The 25,869-nt window shown below is 56.9% G+C and carries 20 protein-coding genes; 5 read left to right on the top strand and 15 right to left on the bottom strand.

Translation table 11 applies throughout. The annotated features are described in order from the left end of the window. Positions 1 to 105 precede the first annotated feature (105 nt). Together rlmN and ACESUZ_RS06890 are read left to right on the top strand one after the other, a co-directional pair. Entirely contained in the window at positions 106 to 1,095 is a 990-nt protein-coding gene (rlmN, locus tag ACESUZ_RS06895; protein ID WP_117648538.1) for a 23S rRNA (adenine(2503)-C(2))-methyltransferase RlmN, read from the top strand. Between the two features lie 536 nt (positions 1,096 to 1,631). Next, the gene (locus tag ACESUZ_RS06890) at positions 1,632 to 2,072 is read left to right on the top strand and encodes a sigma-70 family RNA polymerase sigma factor (protein ID WP_050636981.1); all 441 of its coding nucleotides are present in this window, start codon (positions 1,632 to 1,634) and stop codon (positions 2,070 to 2,072) included. Between the two features lie 120 nt (positions 2,073 to 2,192). On the opposite strand, the gene ACESUZ_RS06880 is transcribed toward ACESUZ_RS06890, so the two are convergent. Together ACESUZ_RS06880 and ACESUZ_RS06875 are read right to left on the bottom strand one after the other, a co-directional pair. Next, positions 2,193 to 4,958 (bottom strand): FtsX-like permease family protein, encoded by a 2,766-nt coding sequence (locus ACESUZ_RS06880; protein WP_373199209.1) that lies wholly within the window; start codon positions 4,956 to 4,958, stop codon positions 2,193 to 2,195. Positions 4,959 to 4,963: 5 nt separating this feature from the next. Continuing rightward, positions 4,964 to 5,665, bottom strand: coding sequence for an ABC transporter ATP-binding protein (locus ACESUZ_RS06875; RefSeq protein ID WP_118328239.1), 702 nt, complete (start codon positions 5,663 to 5,665; stop codon positions 4,964 to 4,966). A 271-nt stretch (positions 5,666 to 5,936) separates the two neighbouring features. Between ACESUZ_RS06875 and ACESUZ_RS06870 the strand changes: the two genes are divergently transcribed. Then, complete coding sequence (locus ACESUZ_RS06870) at positions 5,937 to 6,575, top strand: GyrI-like domain-containing protein (protein ID WP_148346462.1); 639 nt, start codon at positions 5,937 to 5,939, stop codon at positions 6,573 to 6,575. A gap of 312 nt (positions 6,576 to 6,887) precedes the next feature. Here ACESUZ_RS06870 and ACESUZ_RS06865 read toward each other — a convergent pair whose 3' ends face one another. The 3 genes from ACESUZ_RS06865 to ACESUZ_RS06855 form a co-directional block, all read right to left on the bottom strand. Beyond that, positions 6,888 to 7,466 carry a methylated-DNA--[protein]-cysteine S-methyltransferase gene (locus ACESUZ_RS06865; RefSeq protein WP_373199207.1) on the bottom strand — a complete coding sequence of 193 codons (579 nt, stop codon included), beginning with the start codon at positions 7,464 to 7,466 and terminating at the stop codon, positions 6,888 to 6,890. Between the two features lie 400 nt (positions 7,467 to 7,866). Continuing rightward, positions 7,867 to 8,892: an aspartate-semialdehyde dehydrogenase gene (locus ACESUZ_RS06860; protein ID WP_373199205.1), complete on the bottom strand. Its 1,026-nt coding sequence runs from the start codon at positions 8,890 to 8,892 to the stop codon at positions 7,867 to 7,869. Between the two features lie 174 nt (positions 8,893 to 9,066). Continuing rightward, entirely contained in the window at positions 9,067 to 10,455 is a 1,389-nt protein-coding gene (locus ACESUZ_RS06855) for an aspartate kinase (RefSeq protein ID WP_373199203.1), read from the bottom strand. A 103-nt stretch (positions 10,456 to 10,558) separates the two neighbouring features. On the opposite strand from ACESUZ_RS06855, the gene thrC reads away from it, so the two are divergent. Further along, positions 10,559 to 12,076 (top strand): threonine synthase, encoded by a 1,518-nt coding sequence (thrC, locus tag ACESUZ_RS06850; protein ID WP_373199201.1) that lies wholly within the window; start codon positions 10,559 to 10,561, stop codon positions 12,074 to 12,076. A 202-nt stretch (positions 12,077 to 12,278) separates the two neighbouring features. Beyond that, positions 12,279 to 13,160: a homoserine kinase gene (gene thrB / locus ACESUZ_RS06845; RefSeq protein ID WP_343007702.1), complete on the top strand. Its 882-nt coding sequence runs from the start codon at positions 12,279 to 12,281 to the stop codon at positions 13,158 to 13,160. Between the two features lie 236 nt (positions 13,161 to 13,396). Here the strand turns inward: thrB and yihA are convergent, their stop codons facing one another. The 10 genes from yihA to pflB all read right to left on the bottom strand — a co-directional run bounded on the left by yihA (position 13,397) and on the right by pflB (position 25,324). Beyond that, positions 13,397 to 13,987 (bottom strand): ribosome biogenesis GTP-binding protein YihA/YsxC, encoded by a 591-nt coding sequence (gene yihA / locus ACESUZ_RS06840; RefSeq protein ID WP_055252447.1) that lies wholly within the window; start codon positions 13,985 to 13,987, stop codon positions 13,397 to 13,399. A 39-nt stretch (positions 13,988 to 14,026) separates the two neighbouring features. Continuing rightward, on the bottom strand, positions 14,027 to 14,767 hold the full coding sequence (gene mtnN / locus ACESUZ_RS06835; protein WP_117766538.1) for a 5'-methylthioadenosine/S-adenosylhomocysteine nucleosidase: 741 nt from the start codon (positions 14,765 to 14,767) through the stop codon (positions 14,027 to 14,029). A gap of 126 nt (positions 14,768 to 14,893) precedes the next feature. Next, positions 14,894 to 15,712 carry a pyruvate formate-lyase-activating protein gene (pflA, locus tag ACESUZ_RS06830; RefSeq protein WP_373199199.1) on the bottom strand — a complete coding sequence of 273 codons (819 nt, stop codon included), beginning with the start codon at positions 15,710 to 15,712 and terminating at the stop codon, positions 14,894 to 14,896. A 173-nt stretch (positions 15,713 to 15,885) separates the two neighbouring features. Further along, positions 15,886 to 16,740: a DegV family protein gene (locus ACESUZ_RS06825; RefSeq protein ID WP_373199198.1), complete on the bottom strand. Its 855-nt coding sequence runs from the start codon at positions 16,738 to 16,740 to the stop codon at positions 15,886 to 15,888. Between the two features lie 276 nt (positions 16,741 to 17,016). Then, positions 17,017 to 18,438: a glycoside hydrolase family 32 protein gene (locus tag ACESUZ_RS06820; RefSeq protein WP_373199196.1), complete on the bottom strand. Its 1,422-nt coding sequence runs from the start codon at positions 18,436 to 18,438 to the stop codon at positions 17,017 to 17,019. A 122-nt stretch (positions 18,439 to 18,560) separates the two neighbouring features. Then, positions 18,561 to 20,012, bottom strand: coding sequence for a PTS transporter subunit EIIC (locus ACESUZ_RS06815; RefSeq protein WP_138113269.1), 1,452 nt, complete (start codon positions 20,010 to 20,012; stop codon positions 18,561 to 18,563). A 45-nt stretch (positions 20,013 to 20,057) separates the two neighbouring features. Continuing rightward, on the bottom strand, positions 20,058 to 21,440 hold the full coding sequence (locus tag ACESUZ_RS06810) for a family 43 glycosylhydrolase (RefSeq protein WP_217108505.1): 1,383 nt from the start codon (positions 21,438 to 21,440) through the stop codon (positions 20,058 to 20,060). A gap of 183 nt (positions 21,441 to 21,623) precedes the next feature. Next, a complete protein-coding gene (locus ACESUZ_RS06805) occupies positions 21,624 to 22,634 on the bottom strand; it encodes a LacI family DNA-binding transcriptional regulator (protein ID WP_373199193.1) in 1,011 nt (336 codons plus the stop codon). Positions 22,635 to 22,935: 301 nt separating this feature from the next. After that, positions 22,936 to 23,187 (bottom strand): autonomous glycyl radical cofactor GrcA3, encoded by a 252-nt coding sequence (gene grcA3, locus ACESUZ_RS06800; protein WP_006234861.1) that lies wholly within the window; start codon positions 23,185 to 23,187, stop codon positions 22,936 to 22,938. Between the two features lie 85 nt (positions 23,188 to 23,272). Continuing rightward, positions 23,273 to 25,324 (bottom strand): formate C-acetyltransferase, encoded by a 2,052-nt coding sequence (gene pflB, locus ACESUZ_RS06795; protein WP_035137643.1) that lies wholly within the window; start codon positions 25,322 to 25,324, stop codon positions 23,273 to 23,275. Positions 25,325 to 25,869 lie beyond the last annotated feature (545 nt).

The following is a 25,869-nucleotide window of genomic DNA, read 5'->3' as shown; positions in this document are numbered from 1 at the left end:
GGAGCTATTTCCGCGTTGCGCTAGCTGCGGAAACGCGGGGTCCGTTCAGGCTGTTGCGTTGAGATTGAAAATCAACCTTTAATTTTGAAAAGGAAGGATATTTAAATGAAACACTTACCTAAAAGTACACCTACGGAAATATTGAATGACCCATACGGATTTACTTACAAAGAAATGTCGGAAGTAATTGGAGAGGATAAAGCAAGAGCCTTATATACGGAATTGTATAAACAGCCATTTCACAAAGAAAATCTATCAATATCAACAAAAAAAGTCTATAAAAGTAGCGATACTGAAAAGTATGTTTATGAATTGAAAGATAACAGGTATATTGAAACGGTTTTTATTAAACGGCGAGATGGTGGGACTGTTTGCGTAAGTACGCAAGTTGGTTGTTCTGTTGGCTGTATTTTTTGTGAGTCCGGACGCAATGGTTTTGTTCGTAATCTAACACCGTCTGAAATTGTGCAGCAGGTTGTATTGATACGTCAAAAAGTAAATCGTATCGTTTTTATGGGAATGGGAGAACCTTTATTCAATTACGACAACTTGATTGCAGCAATCCATATTCTTCGAGATAGAAATGGACTTAACTTTCCAACCGACGGCATTACCGTATCAACAGTTGGTCCAGTTAATCAATTAAAAAAATTGCGCGAAGAACATCTAAAAATTCAGTTGACAATATCTTTACATGCAGCAACACAGGCTGCGAGAAACTGTATCATTCCTCATATGCACATGTACGCTATTGAAGATGTTGTTAAGCAAGCATTGTCCTATTCTCAAAGGCATAATCGAAAAGTGGTATTTGCGTATTTGCTTTTACCAGGTATAAATGACCGTTCCTCAGATATAAGGCAACTTGCAAAATGGTTTAAGGGCAAAAATGTTATGATTAACGTGCTGCAATACAACCCGACGAGTAATTCAAAAATTAGAGCACCACAAAAACAAGAAATGGTTGCGTTCAAACATCAATTAGAGCAAACAGGACTTGAAGTTACCATGAGAGTTTCTCATGGTAGAAAGATTAAAGCAGCTTGTGGACAGTTAGCTAATACATATAATAAAGCCAAAAAACAACAGAAATAATTTAATTAAAAGAGCCAGACGCACAGACGCAGAGCCGATAATATGCAGTTTGAAATACTGCTGTTATCGGCTCTTTTTTGATTTTAATTTGTGCCCCTAATAACCATATTGGAGCAAAATCAGAACTGTTGCTTGTCGTTCTTTGATTTCCGCAGCAGCTTTGAAAAATCAAAGCCGCCGTTTCTTTTTATCTTCTAATGAAATGACGCGGTATCACTGTTAAAAGCGGCGGCTAAAGGAGGTAGCCGCCATGAAGCACATACCCTATCGACAAAATCCGACGGTCATTGACATATCAAAAAAAGCCCGACCACCGCCGGGAACCTCTCTACCCTTGACTATGAACTGTCTAATCATCTAAATACTGCTTACAATACCTATACGCCTGTCCGGGCTTTTCGGACAGGCGTATTTTGCTGCTCAAAAAATTTTTTGAAAAAATTTCAAAAAATCTTCGGCGTTTTTCAAAAACGCCGTATTGCCCCGCGAAAAGGGGGAAGCACCACCAACTTTCCAACGAGAAAGGAGGTGAGAATGTGGAACCTAATAGCAGGGAGTTTTACAAACAATGTGCTTTTCAGAAGTTTTGTAATACGGTGCTGCACAATGAAGCGTGTGACGCTCACAGGGAGCTGCACAGGCATAAGGCAAGGGAAGTCACCTTTTCCGATTTGCCCTTAGACGAAGCGCGGCAGCTTCATACCTTTGATGAATATTTCAAACGGGAAACCGCCGAAACCGTCTTTGAGAAAGCCGGGAAGAAAATCACGCCGAAGCTGCTTCTTGAAGCAATCCGTACTTTGCCGGAAGAAAAGCGCAAAGCCGTACTCCTGTACTATTTCGAGGGAATGAACGACACCGAGATTGCGAAGTTGTTCAATACATCGAGAAGCACGATACAGTACAGGCGGACAAGCTCTTTTGAGAAATTAAGAAAATATCTGGAGGAAAATGCTGATGAATGGGACGAATGGTAACGAACCCGGCTACCCGGAAAATGCCCTTGTTCCCTATCCTGTCATTGTGGCAGCGACAATGGTTGTCCGGCGTTTGCCCAGATAAAACCTGCCAAAATATACCTGTCCCTTTTTGGCAGGTTACTCGGCGCTCTTGAGGGCGCCGACCATGTCGATCTTGTTGAGCGTTCGATTGGTGGCAAGGTTGACGATAAACGTAAAGGCAAAGGCCAGCAACACGGATAGCACGTAGCTCAGCGGCTCGACCTCAACATCAAAATACAGCGACGGCATCTGCAGGATGTACGTAAAACTCTCGGCCAGCAAGCCGCCTAGCGGTACGCCCAGTGCGGCGCCAATTGCCGTTAGGATCAACGTCTCCTTGTTGACGTAATGGTGCACCTCGCCACGGCGGAAGCCCAGCACCTTGATGGTCGCCAGCTCGCGTTCGCGCTCGGAGATATTCGTGTTGGACAGCGTAAACACCACCACAAACGATAGGCACGCCGCCATAAAGGTCACGAGCACCACGACGGAATTGATAATCGTAAAGTTCGCCTCGTAGTTCTGCCAATGTTCGGCCGTGCTCGAAATCGTAAGCCAACCGTCACTCTTAAGATTCTTGCTAAACGCAATCTGGTCGGCCGACGAGCCCTTAAGCAGCACAAAGACGCCGTTAAGGCGTGCGCTTCGGCCAAACGCGCGCTCATAGGTGCCCTGCGTCATGTAAAGCGTGTTGCCCAGATAGTTAAGCGAAATGTCGCTGACTTTGACCTTGGCGACATTGAGCGACGAATCCTGGACGTGCGCCGTATCGCCCGGTTGAATCCCCAGCACCAGCTGTGAACTCTTACTCAGATACACGTCTCCGTCACGCAAAGACAGTGGCTCTTTGGACTCATCCTCAAGGCGAACGTAATCGCCCAAGTCACCCGTGCGGTCATCGGGCACCACGATCAGCTGCACGGTCTCGCTCTTTCCGCCGAATGTAAAGGTAACGTTGTCGGTCATAATCGGCAGCGTCGAAGTCACGGTCACGTTGGAATCATTGGCCGCGCCGCGCTCATCCAATGCCGCGCACGTCTGTGAAAAATCGTCGGGGTTAGCAACCGCCAGCAAGTCATAGCGCGTGATATGCCCGTACTGTTTGGGCGAAAGCGCCACCGACGTGTCGCGGATGCCCATACCGCAGATCACGAGCGCCGTACAGCCGGCAATACCGAAGATGGTCATAAAGGCACGCTTTTTGTAGCGGAACAGGTTACGCGCCGCCACCTTGTTCAAAAAGCCCATGCGACGCCAGATAAAGCCGATGCGCTCAAGCAAGATGCGCGAGCCAGCGCGCGGGGCCTTGGGACGCATAAGCGAGGCCGGGGTCTCGGCCATCTCGTGGCGGCAGGCGATAATCGTGGCGCCCACCACGCCCACGGCAAACAGCGCCACCGAAACGATCGAGGACACGATGTCGTACGAAAGCAGCATCTGGGGCAGTGAGTACATATCGTCGAACACCGTAAACAGGAACAGCGGCAGGCCCACAAATCCGATGATGTTGCCGAGCACGCCGCCGATCAGACACGCCCACAGCGAGTAGTCCACGTATTTGGACAGAATACGCCCGCTCGAATAGCCGAGCGCCTTGTACAGGCCAATGAGCGTGCGCTCTTCCTCGACCATGCGTGTGGCGGTGGTAAGACTGATGAGCACGGCGACGACAAAGAAGATAAATGGGAAAACCGTGGCGATGGCCTCGACCGAAGAACTGTCGCTCTCGACGCTCGAGTAGCTTGCGATGTTACCGCGGTCCTGGATGTACCAGGTGCATTCGCCCAAATCGGAAATCTCGGCGCGAGCATCGGCGAATTGTTGGTTGGCGGCGGCGCGGCGCTGGTCCAGGTCGGCCTGAGCCTGGACACGCTCCTCGCTGCCCTGGGGCATGCGGTTGATGTTGTCCTGTTCAATCCCAAAGAGCATATTCGCCTGGCGCTCGGCCGCATCCAAGCTTGCCGGCGTGTCAACCGTCAGCTCCTGAGCGCGCACCTTCTCACGCTCCTCACGGATCTTCTCGATATTACCCTTGACCTCGTTGATCTTTGTCGTATAGGCATCTGAATAGGAGTTGAGGCTCTTGGCCCCCTCGACGGTCACGCGGATCGCGGAGTAGGAAGAAGATGTCGCGGCATCCTCGCTCACATAGAACTTATAGTCCGCAGCCGAAGCAGCGCGAAAGGCGTTGACTGTCGAGTCGGAGCTCACGTCGGTGGGGTCGAGGACCTCGGCCGTAATGGTGTAATCGCCCGCGGCAAACTGATCCTTGGCACTTTGATTGGACGAGCTTGCGTCATTGGCGGCAAAACTCACGGTATCGCCGATTTTCTTGCCCGATGCCTTCAGGAACTTCGAAGTCACCGCGACTTCATCGGCGCTCTCGGGCAAATCGCCGTTCACGAGCACCGGCTGATCGATGTTCTCCTTGGAGAGACTCTGCACGACCACGCGCTCGCGCGTTGTACCCACGGCGGTGTAGGCGGTCTCGGTGTAGATGCCCTCGGCCGTCTCGACACCATCGACCTCTTGGATGGCGGCGAGATCATCGTCGGTCAGGCCATAGGTCGACTGGACGTTGATATCGTAGACATTCTGCTGGTCAAAGTAGGCGTCGACCGAATCGCACAGATCCTCGCAGCCCGCCTTAAGACCGCACATCACACTCACGCCGAGCGCGGTGATGACCACAATGGACAGGAAGCGCTTAAGGCTGCCTCGGATTGTGCGGTAGATGCCACGGCGAAAAACCGTCGGCACCATATCGTTTGAGCTTTGGGCAGTGCGGTAGGTCGTAAAATCCTGCTCGCGCTCCATGTTCTGCGCGTCGCGGCGTAGGCTGTTTTGGCGGTCTTGGTCCATGGGCGCTACCACTCGATCGTCTCGATAGGCACGGGATTTTGCTGGACCGTTTCACTCTCCACGCGCCCGCTCTTAAAGCGAATCAGGCGATCGGCCATGGGCGCGAGAGCGGAGTTGTGGGTGATGATAATGACCGTAATGCCCTGTTTGCGGCAGGTGTCCTGCAGCAATTGCAAGATCTGCTTGCCGGTTTTGTAGTCAAGTGCACCCGTGGGCTCGTCGCACAAAAGTAGCTTGGGGTTCTTGGCCAGCGCGCGGGCGATGGACACGCGCTGTTGCTCGCCGCCCGAAAGCTGCGCCGGAAAGTTAGCGAGTCGGTCGCCCAGGCCAACCTGGCAAAGCGTTTGCTCGGCATCGAGCGAATCGGGGCAGATCTGAGCTGCGAGCTCAACGTTTTCGAGTGCCGTCAGGTTGGGAACCAGATTGTAGAACTGGAAGACAAAGCCGACGTCGGCGCGGCGGTATTCAACAAGCTGCGCCTCGTTGGCGGAGCTCACGTCGCGCCCGTCCACCGTCACGGTGCCGGAAGTCGCCGTATCCATGCCGCCCAGGATGTTGAGCGCCGTGGTCTTGCCAGCACCCGAGGCGCCCAGGATAATGGCGAGCTCACCGCGCTCGACCGTAAAGCTCGCGCCGTCGAGCGCATGAATACGGGCGTCGCCCTCGCCGTATGCCTTGATGACATCTTTGAATTCGATATAGGCCATCGATTGGTTCCCATCTGGTCGGATAACTCTTTAGTATTACCCATTTCGCACCGACCAAAAAGGGACAGGTTCATTTTGGCAGGTTTTATATGGGGAAACGGCAGCCATAGATGAGGCGCCGGGGAGACAGAGAAATCATCGACAGGGTCAGGCCGACCGCCAAACACAACGTACGCATCTCTATCTGTCAGACAAATCATTCGAACAGCTGTTCGTTTCTATGATATGATTCCGTTATCTAAGCAGGCCAATACGCAGAAAGGCGGCCAACATGGCGTTCGACTTTAAGAAGGAATGCAAGGAGCTCTACAAACCTGCAAGCAAGCCGAGTATCGTAACTGTCCCGCCTATGAGCTACGTTGCCGTTCGCGGCAAGGGCGACCCAAATACCGAAGGTGGCGAGTATCAAAACGCCCTGCCGCTGCTTTACGGAATCGCCTATACCGTCAAGATGTCGAAGAAAGGCTCAAGGAGTATCGAGGGCTATTTCGACTTTGTGGTACCGCCGCTCGAGGGTTTCTGGTGGCAAGACTCCCCGAGCGGCGACATCGATTATGTACGCAAGGACGATTTCAACTTTATCTCGTGCATTCGCCTGCCCGATTTCGTCACCCGAGATGACTTTGACTGGGCAGTCGCGGAAGCCACGACCAAAAAGAAACTTGACTTTTCTGCCGTCGAGCTGCTTAAAGTTGACGAGGGCCTCTGCGTTCAATGCATGCACACCGGGCCCTACGACAACGAACCGGCGACCGTAGGCGCTATGAATGAATACACGACCGAGCAGGGCTATGTCCCCGACTTCTCAGACACTCGTTTCCATCACGAAATCTATCTCTCCGATCCACGCAAATGTGCACCGGAGAAACTTAAGACTGTGGTTCGTCATCCTATCAAGCGCGCTGAATAGCGTGGAGCGTCATCTCACGCGCTAGGTTTTAAGCCAGCCAACCAGCCGCCTCCTAGGCCGTCCGGTAATTATCTTGACGCGGCCCGTCGCATCTTATAAGTTTGTTTTGCTAAAGCTGGAAAGCCTCTCAACGATGCGCAACTCCAGCTCTTTTTCTATCAAGAGGCTTAAATGAAATACCGGAAGTCGCGGATATCCATCAACGAACAAATAGCACTATTGACAGAATACAGGGGTCTTAAGTGCTCTGATCAAAGCGAACTCGAGCGAGCTTTGGTCGAAGTCGGCTACTACAGGCAAAGCACTCGAACGCTACTCCTCGTACGCGCCCTCAAGCCGGAGCAGCCACTCCTTACGGTCGAGGCCGCCGGCATATCCGTTGAGCGACCCGTCGGCGGCAACCACGCGATGGCACGGCACAATAATCGAAATGGGATTACGCGCGACCGCAGCCCCCACCGCACGAGGAGACACAACGGGATCCTCGTTTCCCGGCACACGATGTCGAGCAGCAACACGCTGGGCAATCTCGCCATACGTAGCGACCTCGCCACGCGGAATTGAAAGCAGCTCAAACCAAACCTCGCGCTGAAACGCCGTACCAATCATATGCAACGGCGGCGTAAACCGAGGCTCCTGCCCCGCAAAATAAGCATTCAGCCAAGCCCAAGAACGCTCAAGCACCGAAGAAGCCGCGCCATTTTCCGGACTTACCGAAGACATCCCACCGGCACCAGAAACCGCATCGGCACCTTCAACGTGCTCCGCATCCTCTTTGAGCAGCGTAGAGCCAAAGTGCTCCTGACCCTCAAACCAAAGCCCCGTCAGACCGCGGCCATCAGCGGCAAGCAGGATTTCGCCCAAAGGCGAAGCAAACGTCGTCGTGACCACCAGCGGCTCCTTTCAAAACTCCGCACCATAATACCGCGAATTGTGCAGACAACCTCAATCGACCCCAAAGTCGCCCCAGGCAGCAGGCGCGACAGCGCCGCAGCTGCCGCACGACCCCAAAGTCCCCGCAGGCAGCAGGCGCGAAGCGCCGGGGCCGCCGCCGGGACTAGGGCCCGCAACAGCCACGTGCCCTCACATCAGCCCAGCGCCCCCAACCAACAACGGCCCCATCGCAGACCGCTCGCGCAGCGTCACCGCAGGCGGGGGCCGGGCTTAGTTTTCAGAACACTCCGCAGACCAGTGTGGCGCCTTGTCCGCGGCTCCGAAGGAGCAGGACAAGGCGCCACACATGGTCGAGGACGTTCTGAAAACTAAGCCCGGCCCCGCCGGACAGGTCAACCTACTCGCAGAGCAGCTTGGCGATCTGGACGGCGTTGGTTGCCGCGCCCTTACGGATTTGGTCGCCGCAGCACCAGAAGGTAATACCGCGCGTGGCCTCGGGGTTCGAGATGTCGCGACGCACGCGACCGACCCAAATCAGGTCTTGGTCGGACGTATCCATCGGCATGGGGAAGCGGTCGTGCGCATCCTCGGCAGCCATATCGTCAACCAGCTTGACGCCGGGAGCGGCAGCCAGCGCAGCACGGGCCTCGTCAACCGTAATGTCACGCTCGAACTCGAGCATGATGCTCTCGGAGTGCGAACGCAGCACGGGCACGCGCACGCAGGTGCAGTTCACGCGCAGCTCGGGCAGGTGCATGATCTTGCGGCCCTCGTTTTGCAGCTTCATCTCCTCGGAGGTAAAGCCCTCCTCCTTGACGCCGCCGATCTGCGGAATCAGGTTACTCGCCAGCTGGGCGGCAAACGCGCGCGGCTCGGGAATCTCCTCGCCACGGCCCAGGGCGGCCAACTGAGCCTCGAGCTCGGCCATGCCGGGGGCGCCAGCACCCGAAGCCGCCTGGTACGTCGAGACGATCATGCGTTTCACGCCAGCGAGCTGATGCAGCGGCCACGTGGGAACCAGGCCGATAATGGTCGCGCAGTTGGGGTTGGCGATAAGGCCGTGATGCCACTTGATATCGTCGGCATTGATCTCGGGCACGACCAGCGGCACCTCGGGGTCCATGCGGAAGGCATGGCTGTTATCGACCACGACGGCACCGCGCTTGACGGCCTCGGGCAGCAGCTCCTTGGCGATGTCGTCGCCGGCGGCGCCGAGTACGATATCGCAGCCCTCGAAGGCCTCGGGGCAAGCCTCTTCAATCACGATCCGCTCGCCGCGGAACTCGACGGTCTTGCCCGCGGAGCGTGCACTCGCCAGCAGCTTGAGCTTGCCGACCGGGAACTCCTGCTCATTGAGGCACTCGAGCATCTGGGTGCCCACGGCTCCCGTCGCGCCCAAAATAGCAACCGTGTACTGTTTCATGCTTCCCCCTTTAAAGGTTTTGGCTTTTGCCCGCACGCCGAGCAGGCCGATTATTGTTGCCAGTGTATACAAGAACGGGGCAGGCACGAAACCCGCCCCGTCGAAACGAAACCGAAACGAAACGCCCCGCCGTAGATTTTTGGCGCGTGCCCCAACAATCTACCGAGACAGTCGCTACTTGTGGAGTGCTGACAGGGCGGGATCGACCGGCGCGGGAGCCTCCAGGTCGGAGACCTTCACAATGCCGTTCTCATCGGAGAAGGCACGGTAGATGGTCTGGATCGCCAGATCGAAGTCCTTCTCCTCGACACCGATAATGATGTTGATCTCGTCGCAGCTCTGCGAAATCATGCGCACGCTCACGCCGGCCTGGCCAAGCATGCCAAACAGATGGCCCGAGATGCCCGCGCGACCGCGCAGGTTACGGCCAACGGTCGCAATGAGCGCCAAGCCCTCGACAACCTCGATCTCGAGCGGCTCGACCTCCTGCTGAATGTCGCCCACGAGCGAGTACAGCGAGTCGTGCACGTCCTGCTCCTGCACCACGGCGCCAAAGCGGTCGACACCGGTGGGCATGTGCTCGACGGAAACGTCATAGCGTTCGAAGACCGAAAGCGCACGGCGCATAAAGCCGACGCGCGGCTTGGTGCGGTCGCGGGCGACGTTGATGGCGACAAAACCGCGCTTGCCGGTCACGCCGGTAATGATGGGCTCCGCCTCGCCTTCATCAGCCGTCTCGCTAATGATGGTGCCGGGGTCCTGCGGCGCATTGGTGTTCTTGATGACCAGCGGAATGCCTGCCTCGCGCACGGGGAACACGGCTTCCTCGTGCAGGACGCTTGCGCCCATGTACGAAAGCTCGCGCAGCTCCTCGTAGGTAACGCGCGCAATGGGCTGAGCCTCCGGAACAATACGCGGATCCGCAGAATAGAAACCCGAGACGTCGGTCCAGTTCTCGTAAAGGTCGGCGCCCAGGCACTTAGCCAAAATCGAGCCCGAGATATCGCCGCCGCCACGATCGAGCAGCTTGATCTGGCCCTCACGCGTCGCGCCGTAGAAACCGGGCATAACAAAGCCGCCCTGCTGACCGTACTCCTGCACCAGCTCGGAGGTGCGGTTCATGCTGAGCGTACCGTCGTGATGGAACGCAACGACCGTCGCGGCATCCAGGAACGGCAGGCCCAGGTACTCGGCCATCAGGCGAGCGGTGAAGTACTCACCGCGGCTCACGAGCTCCTCGGTGGAGTAACCGCCCGAGCGGGCGCGCTCGGCAAAGGCCGCGAACTCCTCGCGGATGGGATAGGTAAGCTCCAGCTCGTCAGCAATATCAAAATAGCGCTGGCCAATGTCCTCGAGCAACTCCTCGCACGACACGTGATACTTAACGTGCGCGTTAACCAGGTAGAGCAGGTCGGTCACCTTGGTGTCGCCCTTAAAGCGGCGACCGCAGGCAGAAACCACCACAAAACGGCGGGCAGGGTCGGCATCGACGATGGCCTTGATCTTCTTGAAGTGTTCGGCGTCGGCGACCGACGAGCCGCCAAACTTGGCAATCTTAATCATGGGCTGGAGGTTACCTTTCTAAAAGCCTCTGCGAACCTATTTTGCGTGCTCTGATACCATGGTTTCACCGATTGGGACCAAGGCATCCGAGGAGCAGTGTTATATGGGAACTTATCATAGTACACGAGGACGCACTTTATCGTGCTCAAGTAAGGTGGCAATCCGTACCGGCATCGCTCCCGACGGGGGTTTGTTTGTCTCGGACGAGCTCGGCACCCAGCAGGTCGATATCAGCTCGCTTGCAGCTAAATCGTACTTTGAAATCGCTCAAGATGTGTTGGGAATGTTACTGAATGATTACACGGCCGAAGAAATTTCGGCGTGTGTCGACGAGGCATACCGCGGCACGTTCGCGAGTGAAGAGGTTACGCCGCTCGTCAAACTCGACGCTGCGCCGGGTGTTGACGCCCCTCAGACCTATGTGATGGAACTCTTTGGCGGCCCTACAAGCGCCTTCAAGGACGTCGCCCTGCAGATGCTCCCCCGTCTGATGGCCCGCACTTCCGCCAAGGACGGCGGCGCCGAGCGCATCATGATCGTCACCGCCACGTCGGGCGACACGGGCAAGGCTGCGCTCGCCGGTTTTGCCGACGCTCCGGGCACGGGCATCACCGTCTTTTATCCCGAGGGCAAGGTTAGCCGCGTCCAGAACCTGCAGATGTCCACGCAGGAGGGCGACAACGTCGCCGTCTGCGGCATCCGCGGCAACTTTGACGACGCCCAGAGCGCCGTCAAGCGCATCTTTGCCGATAAGGAGCTTGCCGAGCGCCTGGAAGCCGCCGGCACGGTGCTTTCGAGCGCCAACTCTATCAATGTCGGCCGTCTGGTACCGCAGGTCGTCTACTACTTTGCCGCCTATGCGCAGCTGCTGCGCGCCGGCGCTATCGAGGCTGGCGACGCCGTAGAGTTCTGTGTGCCCACCGGCAACTTTGGCGATATCTTGGCCGGCTACTACGCCAAGCGCATGGGCCTGCCCGTCGCCAAGCTCATCGTCGCGAGCGACAAGAACAACGTGCTTGCCGACTTCCTGACCACCGGCGTCTACGACCGTAACCGCCCGTTCTTCACGACCATCTCGCCGTCGATGGACATCCTCATCAGCTCTAACCTGGAGCGCATGCTGTACTTCCTGTCCGATGGCGACTGCGAACTCGTTGCCGGCCTTATGGAGCAGTTGGCACAGACCGGTCGCTACGAGGTACCCGCCGAGCTGCTGGCCAAGATTCAGAGCGTCTTTGGCTGCGGCTGGGCCAGCGAGGACGAGGTCCGCGCTGCCATCAAGAGTTGCTGGGACGCCAACGGCTACGTGATCGACCCGCACACCGCTTGCAGCTATCACGTCTTTGAAAAGGTCGCTCCCGCCGAGGGCGCCAAGGCTCGCGTGCTGCTTTCGACCGCCAGCCCCTACAAGTTCCCGCGCGCCTGCTGCGACGCCCTGGGCCTCGACGTTCCCGAGGATGATTTTGAGGCTATGCGTGTACTCGAGCAGGCCACCAACACGGTCGCCCCGGTCCAACTCGCCGAGCTTGAGTCCAAGCCTGTCCGCTTCGAAGACGTCTGCGACGTAGCCGACATGGCCAACTACGTCGAGTCTGCAGCAAAAAAGATGACTACCAACTAAAACCCCTTATAAGGCGCCGGCGAAAGCCGGCGCACCTTCTTTTTATTTAGCTTTCGGGATAATGACGAGCATGCGAGCGGGTCTGGCCGTTTAGTTCGTCGCGAGTTCCGCACGAGCCGGAAAGCACTTAATGTGCTTTCCGAGCGAGCCAGGACTGCCCGAGCAGCGAACTAAACGGCCAGACCCGCCCAGGAGGACCCACATGATCAAAATCACCGTCCCAGCAACCAGCGCCAACCTAGGCATCGGCTACGACACCCTCGGCATGGCCGTCAGCCTCTACTCGCACTTCACCTTCGAGCGCGCCGACAAGCTCACCATCACGGGCTGCCCCAAGGAGTTCCAAAACGAGAATAACCTGGTCTATGTGAGCTTTGTCGATGCGCTGGCCGCATGGGGCGAGCCGGCCTTCCCCGTTGCCATCGACATCCAGACCGACGTGCCCGTCGCCCGCGGCCTGGGCTCCAGCTCCACCTGCGTCGTCGCCGGCATCATGGCAGCCGCCGCACTGACGGGCCACACCGTCGACCGTGCCGAGCTTGTTCGCATTGCCACCGAAGTCGAGGGGCATCCTGATAACGTCGCTCCCGCCATCCTTGGCGGCGCCGTCTGCTCCTTTACGCCGACCGATTCGCTCCCCCAATGTCTGCGCTACGAGGTGAGCGATCGCTTGCGTTTTATTACCGTGATTCCGCCCTACGAGGTACATACGAGCGAGGCGCGCAAGGTCGTGCCGCAGGAGATTCCACTCTCCACCGCCGTATGGCAAATGGGCCGCATCGCCGGCATGACGCGCGGCCTGGAGACCGGCGACCTTGACCTGATTGCCGCCGCTAATGACGACCGCATTCAGGAGCCCTATCGTCGCCGCCTGATTCCCGACTACAACGCCGTGCGCGACACCTGCCTTAACGGCGGCGCTAAAACCATCTGGATTAGCGGCTCGGGCTCGACCCTCATGGCTGTGACCGACGACACCATCGTGGCAAAGTTCCTGCAGGTCAAGCTGCGCGAGCAGTTCCCCAAGTGCGACACGCATATCCTCACGTGCGACACGGAAGGCGCTCAAATCGAGTACCTGTAGTCGCCGTCCCGTATACTCGCCGGGGAGGCCAGGGGCTTTGCCCCCAAATCGTCCTCGGACATGGCAGGACCCCCGCTGTGCACTTCGTGCGGCGGGGGTCCTGCCGTCCTGCGGAAAGATTTGGGGGCAAAGCCCCTGGCCTCCCCTATGTTAACTTCGCCGGCGGCGGCTACAGGGACCTACGCTCTGGAAAGTCGCCGGGCTGATGTTCTGCATTTTATTGATAGGAGCCCTTACTAGAGGCAGGCCTCGGCGATGCGGCGCTTGAGTTCGTCGATGCCGGTGCCGGTCTGGGAGCTCGTGATGATCACATTCTCGGCAGGGACGTTGAGCTGCTTTTTGATGGCTGCTGCCTGGCGGGCCTGTTGGGTGCGGCTGAGCTTGTCGGCCTTGGTGAGGCAGACGATAAAGTTGAACTCGTTGCCCTGCAGGTAGTCAATCATGTCGTGATCGAGCTTGCTGGGGTCGTGGCGGATATCCACCAGAGAGACGACCAAGTTAAAGCTGCGCTCGGAGTCAAAGAAATCGCCAATGAGCTCGGCCCAGCGGTCGCGCTCGGCCTTGGAACGACGGGCGAAACCGTAGCCCGGCAGGTCCACAAAATGCACGTCGTCGGCCTCAAAAAAGTTGATGTTGCTCGTCTTGCCCGGCGTGCTCGAAACCTTGACCAGGTTCTTGCGGCCAAAGAGTTTGTTCATGATGGAGGACTTGCCCACGTTGGAGCGGCCGACGAAGCTCACCTCGGGACAGGTTGACTCGGGAATCTGCGAAACCTTGCCGTAGCTGGCGACGAACTTGGCAAGCTGGTAGTTAATTGAATCGGCCATGGACACTCCTTGGTCGTAGGTTCTTACAAAACGGGCGTGCTATTGCGCGGCGGCGATACGACGAACGATGTCAAGCGTGATGCCGCTCGCGGTGCGAGCGTACTCGTCCAGATCGAACTCGCGCTCGCAAAACGCGTCATATGCCTCGTCACAATTATCGCTGATAGCGCGCAGTACCAGGCAATCGACACCATTCTTGGCCGCGATGTGCGCAATTGCCGCGCCCTCCATCTCGACGCAATCGGCATGCGTGGCCTCAATCGCAGCGTTACGCATGGCGTCACCCGTAACAAAGCGATCACCCGTGGCGATAGTGCCACACAGGAACTGCTTGGGGTCCTTCTCCGCAGAAGTCTCATCCGCCGAGGCATCCACAAATCCATGCTCGGCAAGCACGGCGGCGGCAACATCAGCCAACGCCGGTGTCGAGACAAACTCCTCGAGCCCCGGCGCGGACTCGGCGATGAGTGCCGTATCGGTATCCAGATAGCGCAGGCACTTGCCTATAACCACGTCGTTAATATGGAGTTTAGGGTTTAGGCCGCCCGCAATGCCCGAAAACACAACGGCCTGCGGGGCGTATTTGCTGATGAGATGCTGCGTTGCGGCAGCGGCGTTCACGGTCCCCATGCCTGCCGTCGTGGCGACTACTGTCAGACCCGAAAGCCCACCGTTCACAACGGTCAAGCCCGCCTCCTGCGACTCATGCGTGCCACTCAGCTCTTCCTTAATCTGCGCAACCTCTTTTTCGAGTGCGCCTATGATCGCGATGGTTGCCATGCCATCCCCCAAATCCGTGCAAATTGCTTATCCACGGTATGGTACCAGCATTTTGGCTCAACCGTGTCAGCACCAAGCCGTTAGGCCAGTACAGCTCGGGTATCATAAAGGGGCAAAAATGGCTTGTTAGCCGATGGCCGACCTGAGCTCCGCACGGCGCTTTTTCATACCGGCCATAACGGCATTGCGCAGCTCGGGCATGCGCGCGGTATCCATCTGAGGTACGCCCTCAAGCTTATAGGGAATGCCCAGTTGCTCGTACTTGACGACACCCATCGTGTGATACGGCAGCATTTCCAGGCCCACCACGTTGTGCCATGGAGCGATGAGGCGACCGAGCTTCTCGCACTCCTCCACCGTGTCGGTAATGCCCGGCACCACCACGTGGCGGATAACGACCTTGATCTTGCGACGTGCAAGTTCATCGCCGAACGCCAAGATGCGTGCGGGATCGCAACCGGTCAGCTTTTTATGCTCGACGGGATCGGCGTGTTTAATGTCAAGCAGCACCATGTCGGTCTCGTTGAGTACGGCATCGAACTTCTCGGGATGCGCGGGATCGAACGCATAGCCGCAGCTATCCAAGCAGGTATGCACGCGACCATCGGGGTTATTGTGCATGGCGCGGAACAGGTCGGCTAAAAACGCGGGCTGCAGGAGCGGCTCGCCGCCGGATACCGTAATACCACCGCTGCGGTAAAACTCATGGTTGCTCTGGAACTCGTCCATCAGGTGCTCGACGGTCACCATGGTACCGCCGTTAACCGACCAGGTATCGGGGTTGTGGCAATACGCACAGCGCATGGGGCAGCCCTGAACAAACACCACAAAGCGGATGCCAGGTCCATCGACCGTTCCCATCGTCTCAATCGAATGTACGCGGCCCAGGGCAAACGCAGAGTCCTCGGGACGAGCGTCCACACCCTCGAGCGTCATCTCAGCCATTCCCGCTACCTTGCCTCTCATTGGTTTTAGCTACATAAATGCCAGAGCCATTCTAGCCCATACGTTTGCGTTTAAACGTCTCGGGCTAGAATGGCACGTTTTAATCTATCCCCCATTACCGTGACGGGAGCCCATGTCGAGATGTGAAGCCGAAGAATGCTCGCCTACAGCCTTTACGCCTTAAGCGTGAGCACCGCACCGAAGGCGGTCGGGCCGCAATGGCTCGAGATGACGCCACCGACCTGAGTCCAGGTAACGTCCTTAAAGCCCAGGTCGTGCGCATAGACTTCCATGTCGTCGCGCAGCTCCTGGGAAAGGCCTACCGAATACGCCAGGCCAATGTGCGAGTAGTCAATCTCGCCCTTCTCAACCATGTGGTCAATAAAGGCGCGGGCGCACTTGAGCATAGAGCCGCGGAACTTCTTGGTCGCCACAAACTTACCGCCCGTCACCTCAATGCAGGGCTTAATCTTGAGCAGGTGGGCGCCAAGGAACGCGACGTTGGACAGACGACCGCCCGCCTTAAGAAAGGCCAGGTCGGTAGGAACAAAGCCCAGCAGCACGCGGTCCATGACGGAGTTCGTAAATGCAAAGATCTCGTCGACGGTGGCGTCGGGGTGAGCCTCGATGTATTTGGCGGTCTCGACGGCAACGAGCGACTGGCCCACCGAGACAAAACGCGTATCCATGGAGAATACGTAGTCGCGGCCCTTAGCCGCAATCTTGGAGGACTGATGCGAGCAAGTCGTGACTTCGGAGTACGCAAGATGCAGAATGGTCGCATCGGGCTGCTCGGCATGGATACGGTCATATACGTGCGCAAAATCTGCAGGCGCGCAGCCGCTGGTCTTGGGCATTACGCCAAACTCGTTGCAGCGCGAGTAAATCTCGAGTGGATCGATGGAGCCGTCCTCGACGGTCTCGTCACCAATCGTGACATGCATGGGCACGCGCACGATGCCGTAGCGCTCGCAGAGCTCCGGCGTCACATCCGACCCAGACTCAACCACGATTACGTACTTGCCCATTATTATCACGACCCATCTCGACATTGGCTTTTCAATACATGGCACGCGCCGCCGCACTGTTGCACAACGGCGTCCAAGCGCCAAAGAGACGCCGCCCCTTGCGCACAACAAAGGACAGCGTCTCCCTGGAAAACTCCGTGCTAACCTGAGATTCTACACGGTTTATTACTAAGTGTTACTTACTCCGCAAACGGTCGCTATACGCGATAAACGGTAGTTGGCCGCGGCAACTGCGATTCATTTCGCCCAGCAAGTCCAATCGTGCCCCATGCACGGTTAATGCACGAGGCGGTAGAAATTCATCGATGCCGCACCCTCGGCATGCAACCCCATCGCCGAAACCGCCGGCGAATAGGTACGGCTCGTAAGTGCCGCCTCGCCGCCATTTGCAAAAATCTCGACAATCGTAGTGTCCGAAAGCACGCGCAGGTCGCGAAGCTCGCTGAGCTCGATCGACCTCTGGTCGCGCCCATAGCCTTCGTCACCCATGTCGAGGGTAAGCATCCCGCCTGCATAGCGCACAAAGACACCCTTGCGGATTTCGAGCTCGACCATCTTGGTGCCCTCACAGGAAACCACAAGATCAAACAGGCGGCCCGGCTCCTCAACGGTTTCACCGCCTGTCGCGCGAACGCAGTCGCCGCGCATCCTCTCAATCTCGTGCGCCGGCTGCTGGCAGAGCTTACCATCGCGCATGCTCAGCTCTCGCGGCACCGTCAACGCGCACTGCCACCCGCGCGCCACCGTCGGGTTTTCCGCCGTCGCATCGGGGCAACCCGACCATCCGATCATCAAACGCCGGCCTGCAGCATCCTCAAAGGACTGCGGAGCATAGAAATCAAAACCGGCATCGACCATCGGGGGCATGCCCTGCCCGGTGATCTTAAAACTCGGCGCCTCCCAATCGGCCTCGATGGGAAACCACACGCACTGGTGCGGATTGCGGTAACGCCAACCATCGGCGGACACACCCTGCGGACAGCAAACGAGAATAAGCTCACCATCGAGCTCAAACAGATCGGGGCACTCCCACATAAAGCCAAACTTCTCGCCCAACTCAATGCGCGTCGCATAGCTCCAGTCCTCTAGATCGCTCGAGGTATAGACAAGCACGCAGCCGCGGTCGTCTTTCGTACGAGCGCCCAGAACCATGTAGTAGATACCATCGTGTTCAAGGATCTTGGGGTCGCGTACGTGCGTACCGATATCGTCGGGGTAATCGACCGGCCCAACAGCCACACGCTTCTTGCCCAATTCGTCGGGATTCTCGGCAACCATATGAATTTGGTTTTGCTCACGGCCCGTCAACACGTAGTCGTAATCATCGCGGTCAAAATGCTTGACGTTGCCGGTATAGAAGTAGTGAATCTTGCCGTCGTGTACAAAGGCAGAACCAGAATACGCTCCGCTCGAATCCAAATCGGAATCGGGGAACAGCACAGGGCCGCAATTCTCGTACGTCACAAAATCCTTTGTTGTCAGATGATTCCAAAGCACTGGACCGCCATGCGCAGCATCGAATGGATCGTATTGGTGATAGATGTGATACGTATCACCGATCTGCACCAAACCGTTGGGATCGTTGAGCCAGCCAAGCTCAGGCTCCACATGGAACAGGAGCCTATCGGGGTCGGACGCGATGCGACCCGCCGTCTCATCCTGTCCGGCACGCCATTGCTCATAGTCCGCGCGTGTCACCTTATTTTTTTGATTAAACATCGCCGTTGACTTTCTCGTCTATGGGGAAGGACGCTCGACTCACACGAGCCGAACGCCCTTCCCCAAATGGACTTACCCTCAGATTACGCTGAACGGCTCAACTAGAAGCTAACGTCGAAGCCAGCGCCAGCGCCCTCTTCATCGGTGGTCGGCACGCCCTTTGCCTTGTTGTAGGCAAAGATCAAGACGATCGGCACGATGAAGGCGATGAGATTGCCAGCCACATACCACACGAGCGTCTCGGGTGTGACGATGAGCAGGCCAAGTACTCCGGTCAGACCCTGACCGATGGCGCGCACCTCAAAGAGCTTCACGAAGGCACCGCCGCAGCCTGCACCGATGCAAGCGCAGACGAACGGAATGATCGAGTAGCGCATGTTTGCAGCAAAGATTGCGGGCTCGGAGATACCGACTAGCGTCGGGATAAAGGACGACATGCAGATGTTGCGCTCTTTGGAGTGCTTCTTGTGAATGAGATACATGCCGATGGCGCCGCCGCCCTGGGCGATGATGGAAACCGACCAGATGGCCTGGATGTAGTTGAAGCCGGTCGTGGCAACGAGGTTGGCCTCAATACCCTGGATGAACTGATGCGTACCGGTAACGACGAGCGGCTGCAGGAACGCAGCGAAGACAAAGGCGCCAAAGACGCCCATCCTGTTGTACAGGACATCGATTACGCCAGCGAGGACGTCGCCGATCAGGTTGCCGAGCGGGCCGAACACGGTGAACAGGGCAACGTTAGCAAGAATCAGGGTAACGGTCGGGACAAAGACAAACGAGACGACCTCGGGGATGTACTTCTGGGCAATCTTCTCGACCTTGGCCATAAACCAGGCAGTCAGGATTGCAGGGAACACGCCGCCCTGGAAAGCAACCATGGGGATGGAGAGCGGACCAAAGTTCCAGTACTCAGCACCCGACGGATCCATAACGAACGCGTTACGGTTCATAAGGCTCGGGTGAACCATGACGATACCGACGAGGATACCCAGGATCGGGTTGCCGCCAAAACGCTTGACCGCGCTATACATAACCAGGACAGGCAGGTAGTCAAAGGTGGTGGCAATAATGGCAAAGAAGCTTGCGAGGTTCTTGAGGAACTCGCTGTGGTCGGCGAGGCTGCCCTCCATGCCAAAGAGGCCGTTGGCAACGATCAGCGACTTAAGGCCGATGATGATAGCGGCACCGACGAAGGCGGGAATGATGGGGATAAAGATGTCCGAGAACACCTTGAGGACAGAGAAGAACTTGCCTTTCTTGTCCGCCTCGGCGCCCTTGACCTCGGAAGCGCTGATCTCCTTAACGCCCGTCAGAGCCATAAACTCATCGTAGACCTTGTTGACGGTACCGGTACCGAAGATGATCATGAGCTGGCCGCTGTTGTACAGCACGCCCTTGACGCCATCGATGTTTTCGAGCTCGGCCTTGTTGTACTTGCTCGTATCCTTGAGCACCAAACGCAGACGCGTAACGCAATGCGTGGCACCCTCGATGTTCTCCAGACCGCCGACGTTATCGACGACTTGCTGAGACACTACTTTGTAGTCCATGTTCCTCTCCATTCCCTTACGAAATCATAGGACGTTTTGCCACCATTACAGAGACGCAATCGTTGCGTTTGCGCACTTGAGCGTACCGTCGGTGACCGTCAGCGCCACACCCTGGCCCTGCTTATTGCAGAAGCGAGCGTTGAGCGCAACATCATCGACAAAGATGGTCGCGATATCGTCGTCAACGACCAGGCGCACATGGTGAGTGCCCTCGCCCTTAAAGAACAACGGACGCTCGAGGCCCATGTTGTTGACCTGGAACCATGGATACTGGGGGGCAGCCGTAAACTCGAGCTTGCCCTCACGCAGGTTGGCGCGGAACTCATAGGCAAGACCGGACTCGGCGTCCTCGGCAAGCTTCACCGAGAAGCCGGCAGCGTCACCGGTGAGCTCGATGTCAGCGTCGAGCATATAGGTGGAACCGGCATCCGCGGCGAGCACCTGCTCGACCTTGCCCGACTCGCAGGAAAGTTCAAAGGCCTCGACTGTTTTGGCCTCGCCAAAGGCGCCAAGCATGCTGTCGGGGAGTTTGGTGCCAAGCGTTCCGTCGGCACGTTGAACGATCTCGAGGGGCATAAAGGTGCCGCCCCACAGGTAAGAGCTGGGGTCACCGCCCTCGTCACGCGTAGGAACCCAACCAAAGAGAACGCGGCGCTCGCCATCAAATGCGGTACGCGCGGCATAGTACGCACGGCCATCGAAGGAATCGTCCGCAGGAGTGATCCAGGGACCGTTGATAGAGCGAGACATGCGGTAACGGGTCTTGTTGCCATCACTGTACTCAGAGAACACCAGATACCACCAGTCGCCCATCTTAAAAAGATCAGGCATCTCAAACATGGTGTACAGGCCCGGATTCCACCAGTCGCCCTGGAACTCCCAGGTATCCAGGTCCTTGGAGGTGAACTTGACCAGACGACCGGTCATCAGACGCTTGTCCTCGCCCACACGCGTGCCGAGGATGAGCATGTACTCTTCGTTCTCCTCATCCCAAAGCACAAAGGGATCGCGCCAGTTGCGGTCATCGTAACCCTCCTGGGGCGGAAGCAGCGTCTCGGCGATGTTCTTCTCCCACTTGACGGCGTCGTCACTCGTTGCGTGAAGAAGAACTTGCTTCATCAAACGTGCGCGGACCTTATCGCGATTGCAACCAGTGTAGAGCGCATGGTACTTGTCGCCCACCTTAAACACCGTGCCGGCATAAACATACTGGTCGACTTCCTCGTCGCCGCCACGCTCAAGGCTCTCGCCAAAGTCTTTGTAATTGACGAAGTCCTTGGTTGTCGCGAGTGCCCAGCCAAACGGCTCTCCGAAAGGTCCGGGGTTTCGCGTGTCACGCTGATGATAGAGATAGAACGTGCCGTCCTCGCCGTACGGCATGATGTCGCCCACCCAAATTCCCTCAGGCTGGTAATACACCTTGTGCATCCGAGACTTCCTTCCCACGTGATACTAACTCGGTACAACTGCAAGATATGTCAATCGTTTTCATATGTCAAACGTTTTCACACCAATACGTCTTTTCGCAGTTCCAGTCGTCGGCAAACGGTTGACATATGCCGGCGAACGGTTATTGGAGGCGTTTGAGGGATTCTTTTGGCGCGGGGTGAATTACGCGGTTTTACCCTCGATAAGTTCGACAGGAAGCTTGGTATTCGATTCGGGCTTTTCACCGTTAACAAGAGCGATGATGGATTGCGCCGCGAGCTCTCCGATGCGATCGATATCTTGACGAACGGTTGTTAAGTCAGGCATAAACGTCATAGTGCGGCGGGCACCATCCGCGCCCACGACCTTAATATCGCCCGGAGCGCTCAAGCCGCGCTGCTTCATCACGTTAAGACAGATAGCCGCCATCGTGTCGTCTCCCGCAAAGATGCCGTCAATATCGGGGTTCTCATCGAGGATCTTCGCAACGACCGCGCTCTTTTCGTCGTCGGGCTTAACGAACTCGACCTCACGGACAAGCGCGGGCAAACCGGCCTGCTCAACAACATCGAGGTAGGCATCGGTACGCTTATTGGCAGGCATGCGCATGCGGCTATTGCTGCGCAGGCACAGGATGCGTGAACATCCGTCATCGATCAGGCGACGCGTGGCAAGTTCGCCGATGCTATAGCTGTCGCTCGCAATCTGAACAGAGGCTTCGCCAAGGTCGCAGTCGATACCAACCAGACTCAAGCCCATCTCGGCATACGCCTCGGCACCGATATTAAGCGAGTTGACGATGACGCCATCAACCATATTGCGTCGAAGCATGTCGATATAAGAGCGCTCAAGCTCGGGTCGATTGGCGCTATTGCACAGCAGCATCTTAAAACCGTTTTCGGCCAGGGTATGCTCAATGACTTGAACCACTTGGGCATGAAACGGACTGCTGACATAGGGGACGATCATACCGATAAGATTCAGGCGACCGTTGAGCATGGCACGGGCGATATCGTTGGGCGTATAGTTGATGCGCTTCATCGCGGCATGGACCTTATCGCGGGTCTCTTGGCTAATATAGCCGCGATTATTAAGCACGCGAGATACCGTAGTAGGCGAAACCCCCGCCACCGCTGCAACTTCCTTGATGCCAGGCTTAGCCGTATCCTTAGAACGAGCACTCTCGCGAGCCATAGCACCCTCCCCCATCAACATGTCATACGTTTACATACGAACAAAGCATACCCCAACAACAGCGGGAAGACGGTAACAGCACAAGTATGTAAACGACTCATCCAAATAATTAGGAGAGTTCCGCCTAAAGGGTGACTACACAGGACCCCCGCCGGGCCGCTTTGGGTTACTTTCCAAAACATTTCCGCAGGACGCAAAGGGCTCCGCCGCGCGAAGCGCGCAGCGGAGCCCTTTGCATGTCCGAGGACGTTTTGGAAAGTAACCCAAAGCGGCCCGGCGATCCTGCGGGAGTTAAACCCCTTTAGAACTTGTCGTGGAAGGTACGCGCAATGACCTCGTCCTGCTGCTCCTTGGTGAGCGTGTGGAAGTTCACGGCATAGCCGGAAACGCGGATGGTCAGCTGCGGGTACTTCTCGGGGTGAGCCTGAGCGTCAAGCAGCGTCTCACGGTTGAAGACGTTGATGTTCAGGTGGTGGCCACCCTTCTCGGCGTAAGCGTCGAGCATGTGGACCAGGTTATCGGCCTGAGTCTCGGAAACTTCAGAAACCTTCATAATATGTCTCCTTCGATTGATAGGCGCCGGCCGAAACCGGCGCGCTAATCAGTAATCGTTATTGTTAGTATAGCACTAACAATAGTTACTCGCCCAGCTGATCAAGGTCGATATCGCCAAAGAACACCTGGTCCTCCTTGCCGAGCGCACTCGGGATGATGGAGAAGGTGTTGGAAATGCCGTCCTGAGCATCGCGGAACGGGAGCTTGGAAACCGAAGACAGCGAAGCGATGGCGCCGTGGCTATCGCGCTTGTGCATGGGGTTAGCACCCGGGGCGAACGGCTGGCCAGCCTTGCGGCCGTCGGGGGTGGAGCCGGTCTTCTTGCCGTACACGACGTTGGAAGTAATGGTCAGAACCGAGGTCGTGGGCACGGAGTTGCGGTAGGTGTCGTTCATGCGGATGTACTCCATGAACTGGTGCACAACGTCGTGAGCAATCTGGTCGACGCGGTCGTCGTCGTTACCGTACTTGGGGAACTCGCCCTCGGTCTCGAAGTCGACGATGATGCCGTTCTCGTCACGGACGGGGTGAACCTTGGCGTACTTGATGGCGGACAGGGAGTCAGCCACGACGGAAAGGCCAGCGATGCCCGTAGCGAACCAGCGGTGCACGTGCTTGTCGTGCAGAGCCATCTGGATGCGCTCGTAGCAATACTTGTCGTGCATGTAGTGAATGATGTTCAGCGAGTTGACGTACACGCCAGCGAGCCACTTCATCATGTCGTTGTACTTGGCCACAACGTCGTCGTAATCGAGCGTATCGCCCTCGACGGCGCGATACTTGGGGCCGACCTGCTTCTTGGAGACCTCGTCAACACCGCCGTTGAGTGCGTAGAGCAGGCACTTGGCAAGGTTGGCGCGGGCGCCGAAGAACTGCATCTCCTTGCCGATGCGCATGGAGGACACGCAGCAGGCAATGCCGTAGTCGTCGCCGTGATAGACGCGCATGAGGTCGTCGTTCTCGTACTGGATCGAGGAGCTGGCGACGGAAGTCTTGGCGCAGAACTTCTTGAAGTTCTCGGGCAGACGGGTCGACCACAGAACGGTCATGTTGGGCTCGGGGCTGGTACCCATGTTCTCGAGCGTGTGCAGGTAGCGGTAGCTCATCTTGGTAACGAGCGTACGGCCGTCAACACCCATGCCGCCGATGGACTCGGTGACCCACTGCGGGTCGCCGGTGAACAGGGCCTGGTACTCGGGAGTACGGGCGAATTTGACCATGCGGAGCTTCATGATGAAGTGATCCACGAACTCCTGGATCTGCTCCTCGGTGAAGGTACCGTTGGCAAGGTCGCGCTCAGCATAGATGTCGATGAACGTAGAGGTACGGCCGATGGACATAGCGGCGCCGTTCTGCTCCTTGACGGCAGCAAGGTAGGCGAAGTACATCCACTGGATGGCCTCCTGCGTGTTGGTAGCAGGGTTGGAAATGTCGAAACCATAGGTCTCGGCCATCATCTTGAGCTCGCCGAGGGCGCGGATCTGCTCCTGCAGCTCCTCACGATCGCGGATGTTGTCGGCGGTCATGACCGTCGGGGTGGAAGCCTTCTGGGCCTCCTTGTCCTTAATCAGGTAGTCGACACCGTACAGGGCGACACGACGGTAGTCGCCGATGATGCGGCCGCGGCCATAGCCATCGGGCAGACCGGTGATGATGTGAGCCGAGCGGCAAGCACGCATCTCGGGGGTGTAAACATCGAAGACGCCGGCGTTGTGGGTCTTGCGCTCGAAGGTGTAGCGCTCGACAACGTTCTCGTCGACCTTGTAGCCGTGCTGGCTGGCGGCCTGGCAAGCGATGCGGATACCGCCGTTGACGTGCAGAGCGCGCTTGAGCGGCTTGTCGGTCTGGAGGCCGACGATGGTCTCCTTCTCGCGGTGGGCGTTATCGATGTAGCCAGCGGGGTGGCTCACGATACCCGTGACGGTCTTGGTGTCCATATCGAGGACACCACCCTGCTCGCGCTCCTTAAGCAGCAGGTCGAGAACCTCGCCCCACAGCTCCTTGGTACGCTCGGTCGGACCTACGAGGAACGACTCGTCGCCCTCGTAAGGGGTGTAGTTCTTCTGGATGAAGTCTCGGACGTCAACCTCTCCCGTCCAAATGCCTTCCTTGAAGCCTTCCCATGCCTCCTGCATTGTGTAACCACGCTCCTAGTTACGTGTAATGCGGCGCTCTCTCACACCGCTGCTTATTGAATTCTTGAATGTTCGGCTTGCACTACCGGCTTCTTCCGTTCTTCACCACATGTTGGTGCAGGGAAAAACGTTTGTCCACCTTGGAACTGCAACCCAAAACCCAAGATTTCACCCGTCTGAGAAGGATAACATAGCGACCCTCTCCATCTGGGCTGTTATATGTTTCTTTTTTTATATCATAAGGGCGTTTTTTACAAACCCGCAGGAAATGCGAGTGCAAACAACTACCGTTCACCGATTTGTATGGTATTTTTCCTTGCCTTTGTACGACGTTCGCTCTAGCTGTTATGCCAGCTTTAGCAGGGTAAAGTGCTTCTGAGCAGGCTTTAGGACATGTCTAACGATCTGCCCCCAACTTTGCTGGTACCGACGGTGTACGGCGGTCGCCTAAAGGTTGTTTTCTAGGCATGACCCAAAATCTACCGTATAGGGTGCGCGTGCAAGGGTATCATCTTTCACCGAAAATAGTTTCTAGTGTTAGGGGT

Source organism: Collinsella aerofaciens ATCC 25986, from assembly GCF_964239575.1.
Taxonomy (GTDB): Bacteria; Actinomycetota; Coriobacteriia; order Coriobacteriales; family Coriobacteriaceae; genus Collinsella; species Collinsella aerofaciens_BQ.
Note: the sequence above shows the minus strand (reverse complement) of the source record. Positions and strands in the feature narration are given on the sequence as shown.

What these genes read in the sequence shown, in the direction of transcription:
- ACESUZ_RS06810 (WP_217108505.1), bottom strand. Translation starts at nt 21,440, where the DNA reads ATGCACAAGGTGTATTACCAGCCTGAGGGAATTTGGGTGGGCGACATC.
- ACESUZ_RS06860 (WP_373199205.1), bottom strand. Translation starts at nt 8,892, where the DNA reads ATGAAACAGTACACGGTTGCTATTTTGGGCGCGACGGGAGCCGTGGGC.
- pflB (WP_035137643.1), bottom strand. Translation starts at nt 25,324, where the DNA reads ATGCAGGAGGCATGGGAAGGCTTCAAGGAAGGCATTTGGACGGGAGAG.
- rlmN (WP_117648538.1), top strand. Translation starts at nt 106, where the DNA reads ATGAAACACTTACCTAAAAGTACACCTACGGAAATATTGAATGACCCA.
- mtnN (WP_117766538.1), bottom strand. Translation starts at nt 14,767, where the DNA reads ATGGCAACCATCGCGATCATAGGCGCACTCGAAAAAGAGGTTGCGCAG.
- yihA (WP_055252447.1), bottom strand. Translation starts at nt 13,987, where the DNA reads ATGGCCGATTCAATTAACTACCAGCTTGCCAAGTTCGTCGCCAGCTAC.
- ACESUZ_RS06855 (WP_373199203.1), bottom strand. Translation starts at nt 10,455, where the DNA reads ATGATTAAGATTGCCAAGTTTGGCGGCTCGTCGGTCGCCGACGCCGAA.
- thrB (WP_343007702.1), top strand. Translation starts at nt 12,279, where the DNA reads ATGATCAAAATCACCGTCCCAGCAACCAGCGCCAACCTAGGCATCGGC.
- ACESUZ_RS06825 (WP_373199198.1), bottom strand. Translation starts at nt 16,740, where the DNA reads ATGGGCAAGTACGTAATCGTGGTTGAGTCTGGGTCGGATGTGACGCCG.
- ACESUZ_RS06880 (WP_373199209.1), bottom strand. Translation starts at nt 4,958, where the DNA reads ATGGACCAAGACCGCCAAAACAGCCTACGCCGCGACGCGCAGAACATG.
- grcA3 (WP_006234861.1), bottom strand. Translation starts at nt 23,187, where the DNA reads ATGAAGGTTTCTGAAGTTTCCGAGACTCAGGCCGATAACCTGGTCCAC.
- ACESUZ_RS06815 (WP_138113269.1), bottom strand. Translation starts at nt 20,012, where the DNA reads ATGGACTACAAAGTAGTGTCTCAGCAAGTCGTCGATAACGTCGGCGGT.
- pflA (WP_373199199.1), bottom strand. Translation starts at nt 15,712, where the DNA reads ATGGCTGAGATGACGCTCGAGGGTGTGGACGCTCGTCCCGAGGACTCT.
- thrC (WP_373199201.1), top strand. Translation starts at nt 10,559, where the DNA reads ATGGGAACTTATCATAGTACACGAGGACGCACTTTATCGTGCTCAAGT.
- ACESUZ_RS06875 (WP_118328239.1), bottom strand. Translation starts at nt 5,665, where the DNA reads ATGGCCTATATCGAATTCAAAGATGTCATCAAGGCATACGGCGAGGGC.
- ACESUZ_RS06870 (WP_148346462.1), top strand. Translation starts at nt 5,937, where the DNA reads ATGGCGTTCGACTTTAAGAAGGAATGCAAGGAGCTCTACAAACCTGCA.
- ACESUZ_RS06805 (WP_373199193.1), bottom strand. Translation starts at nt 22,634, where the DNA reads ATGGCTCGCGAGAGTGCTCGTTCTAAGGATACGGCTAAGCCTGGCATC.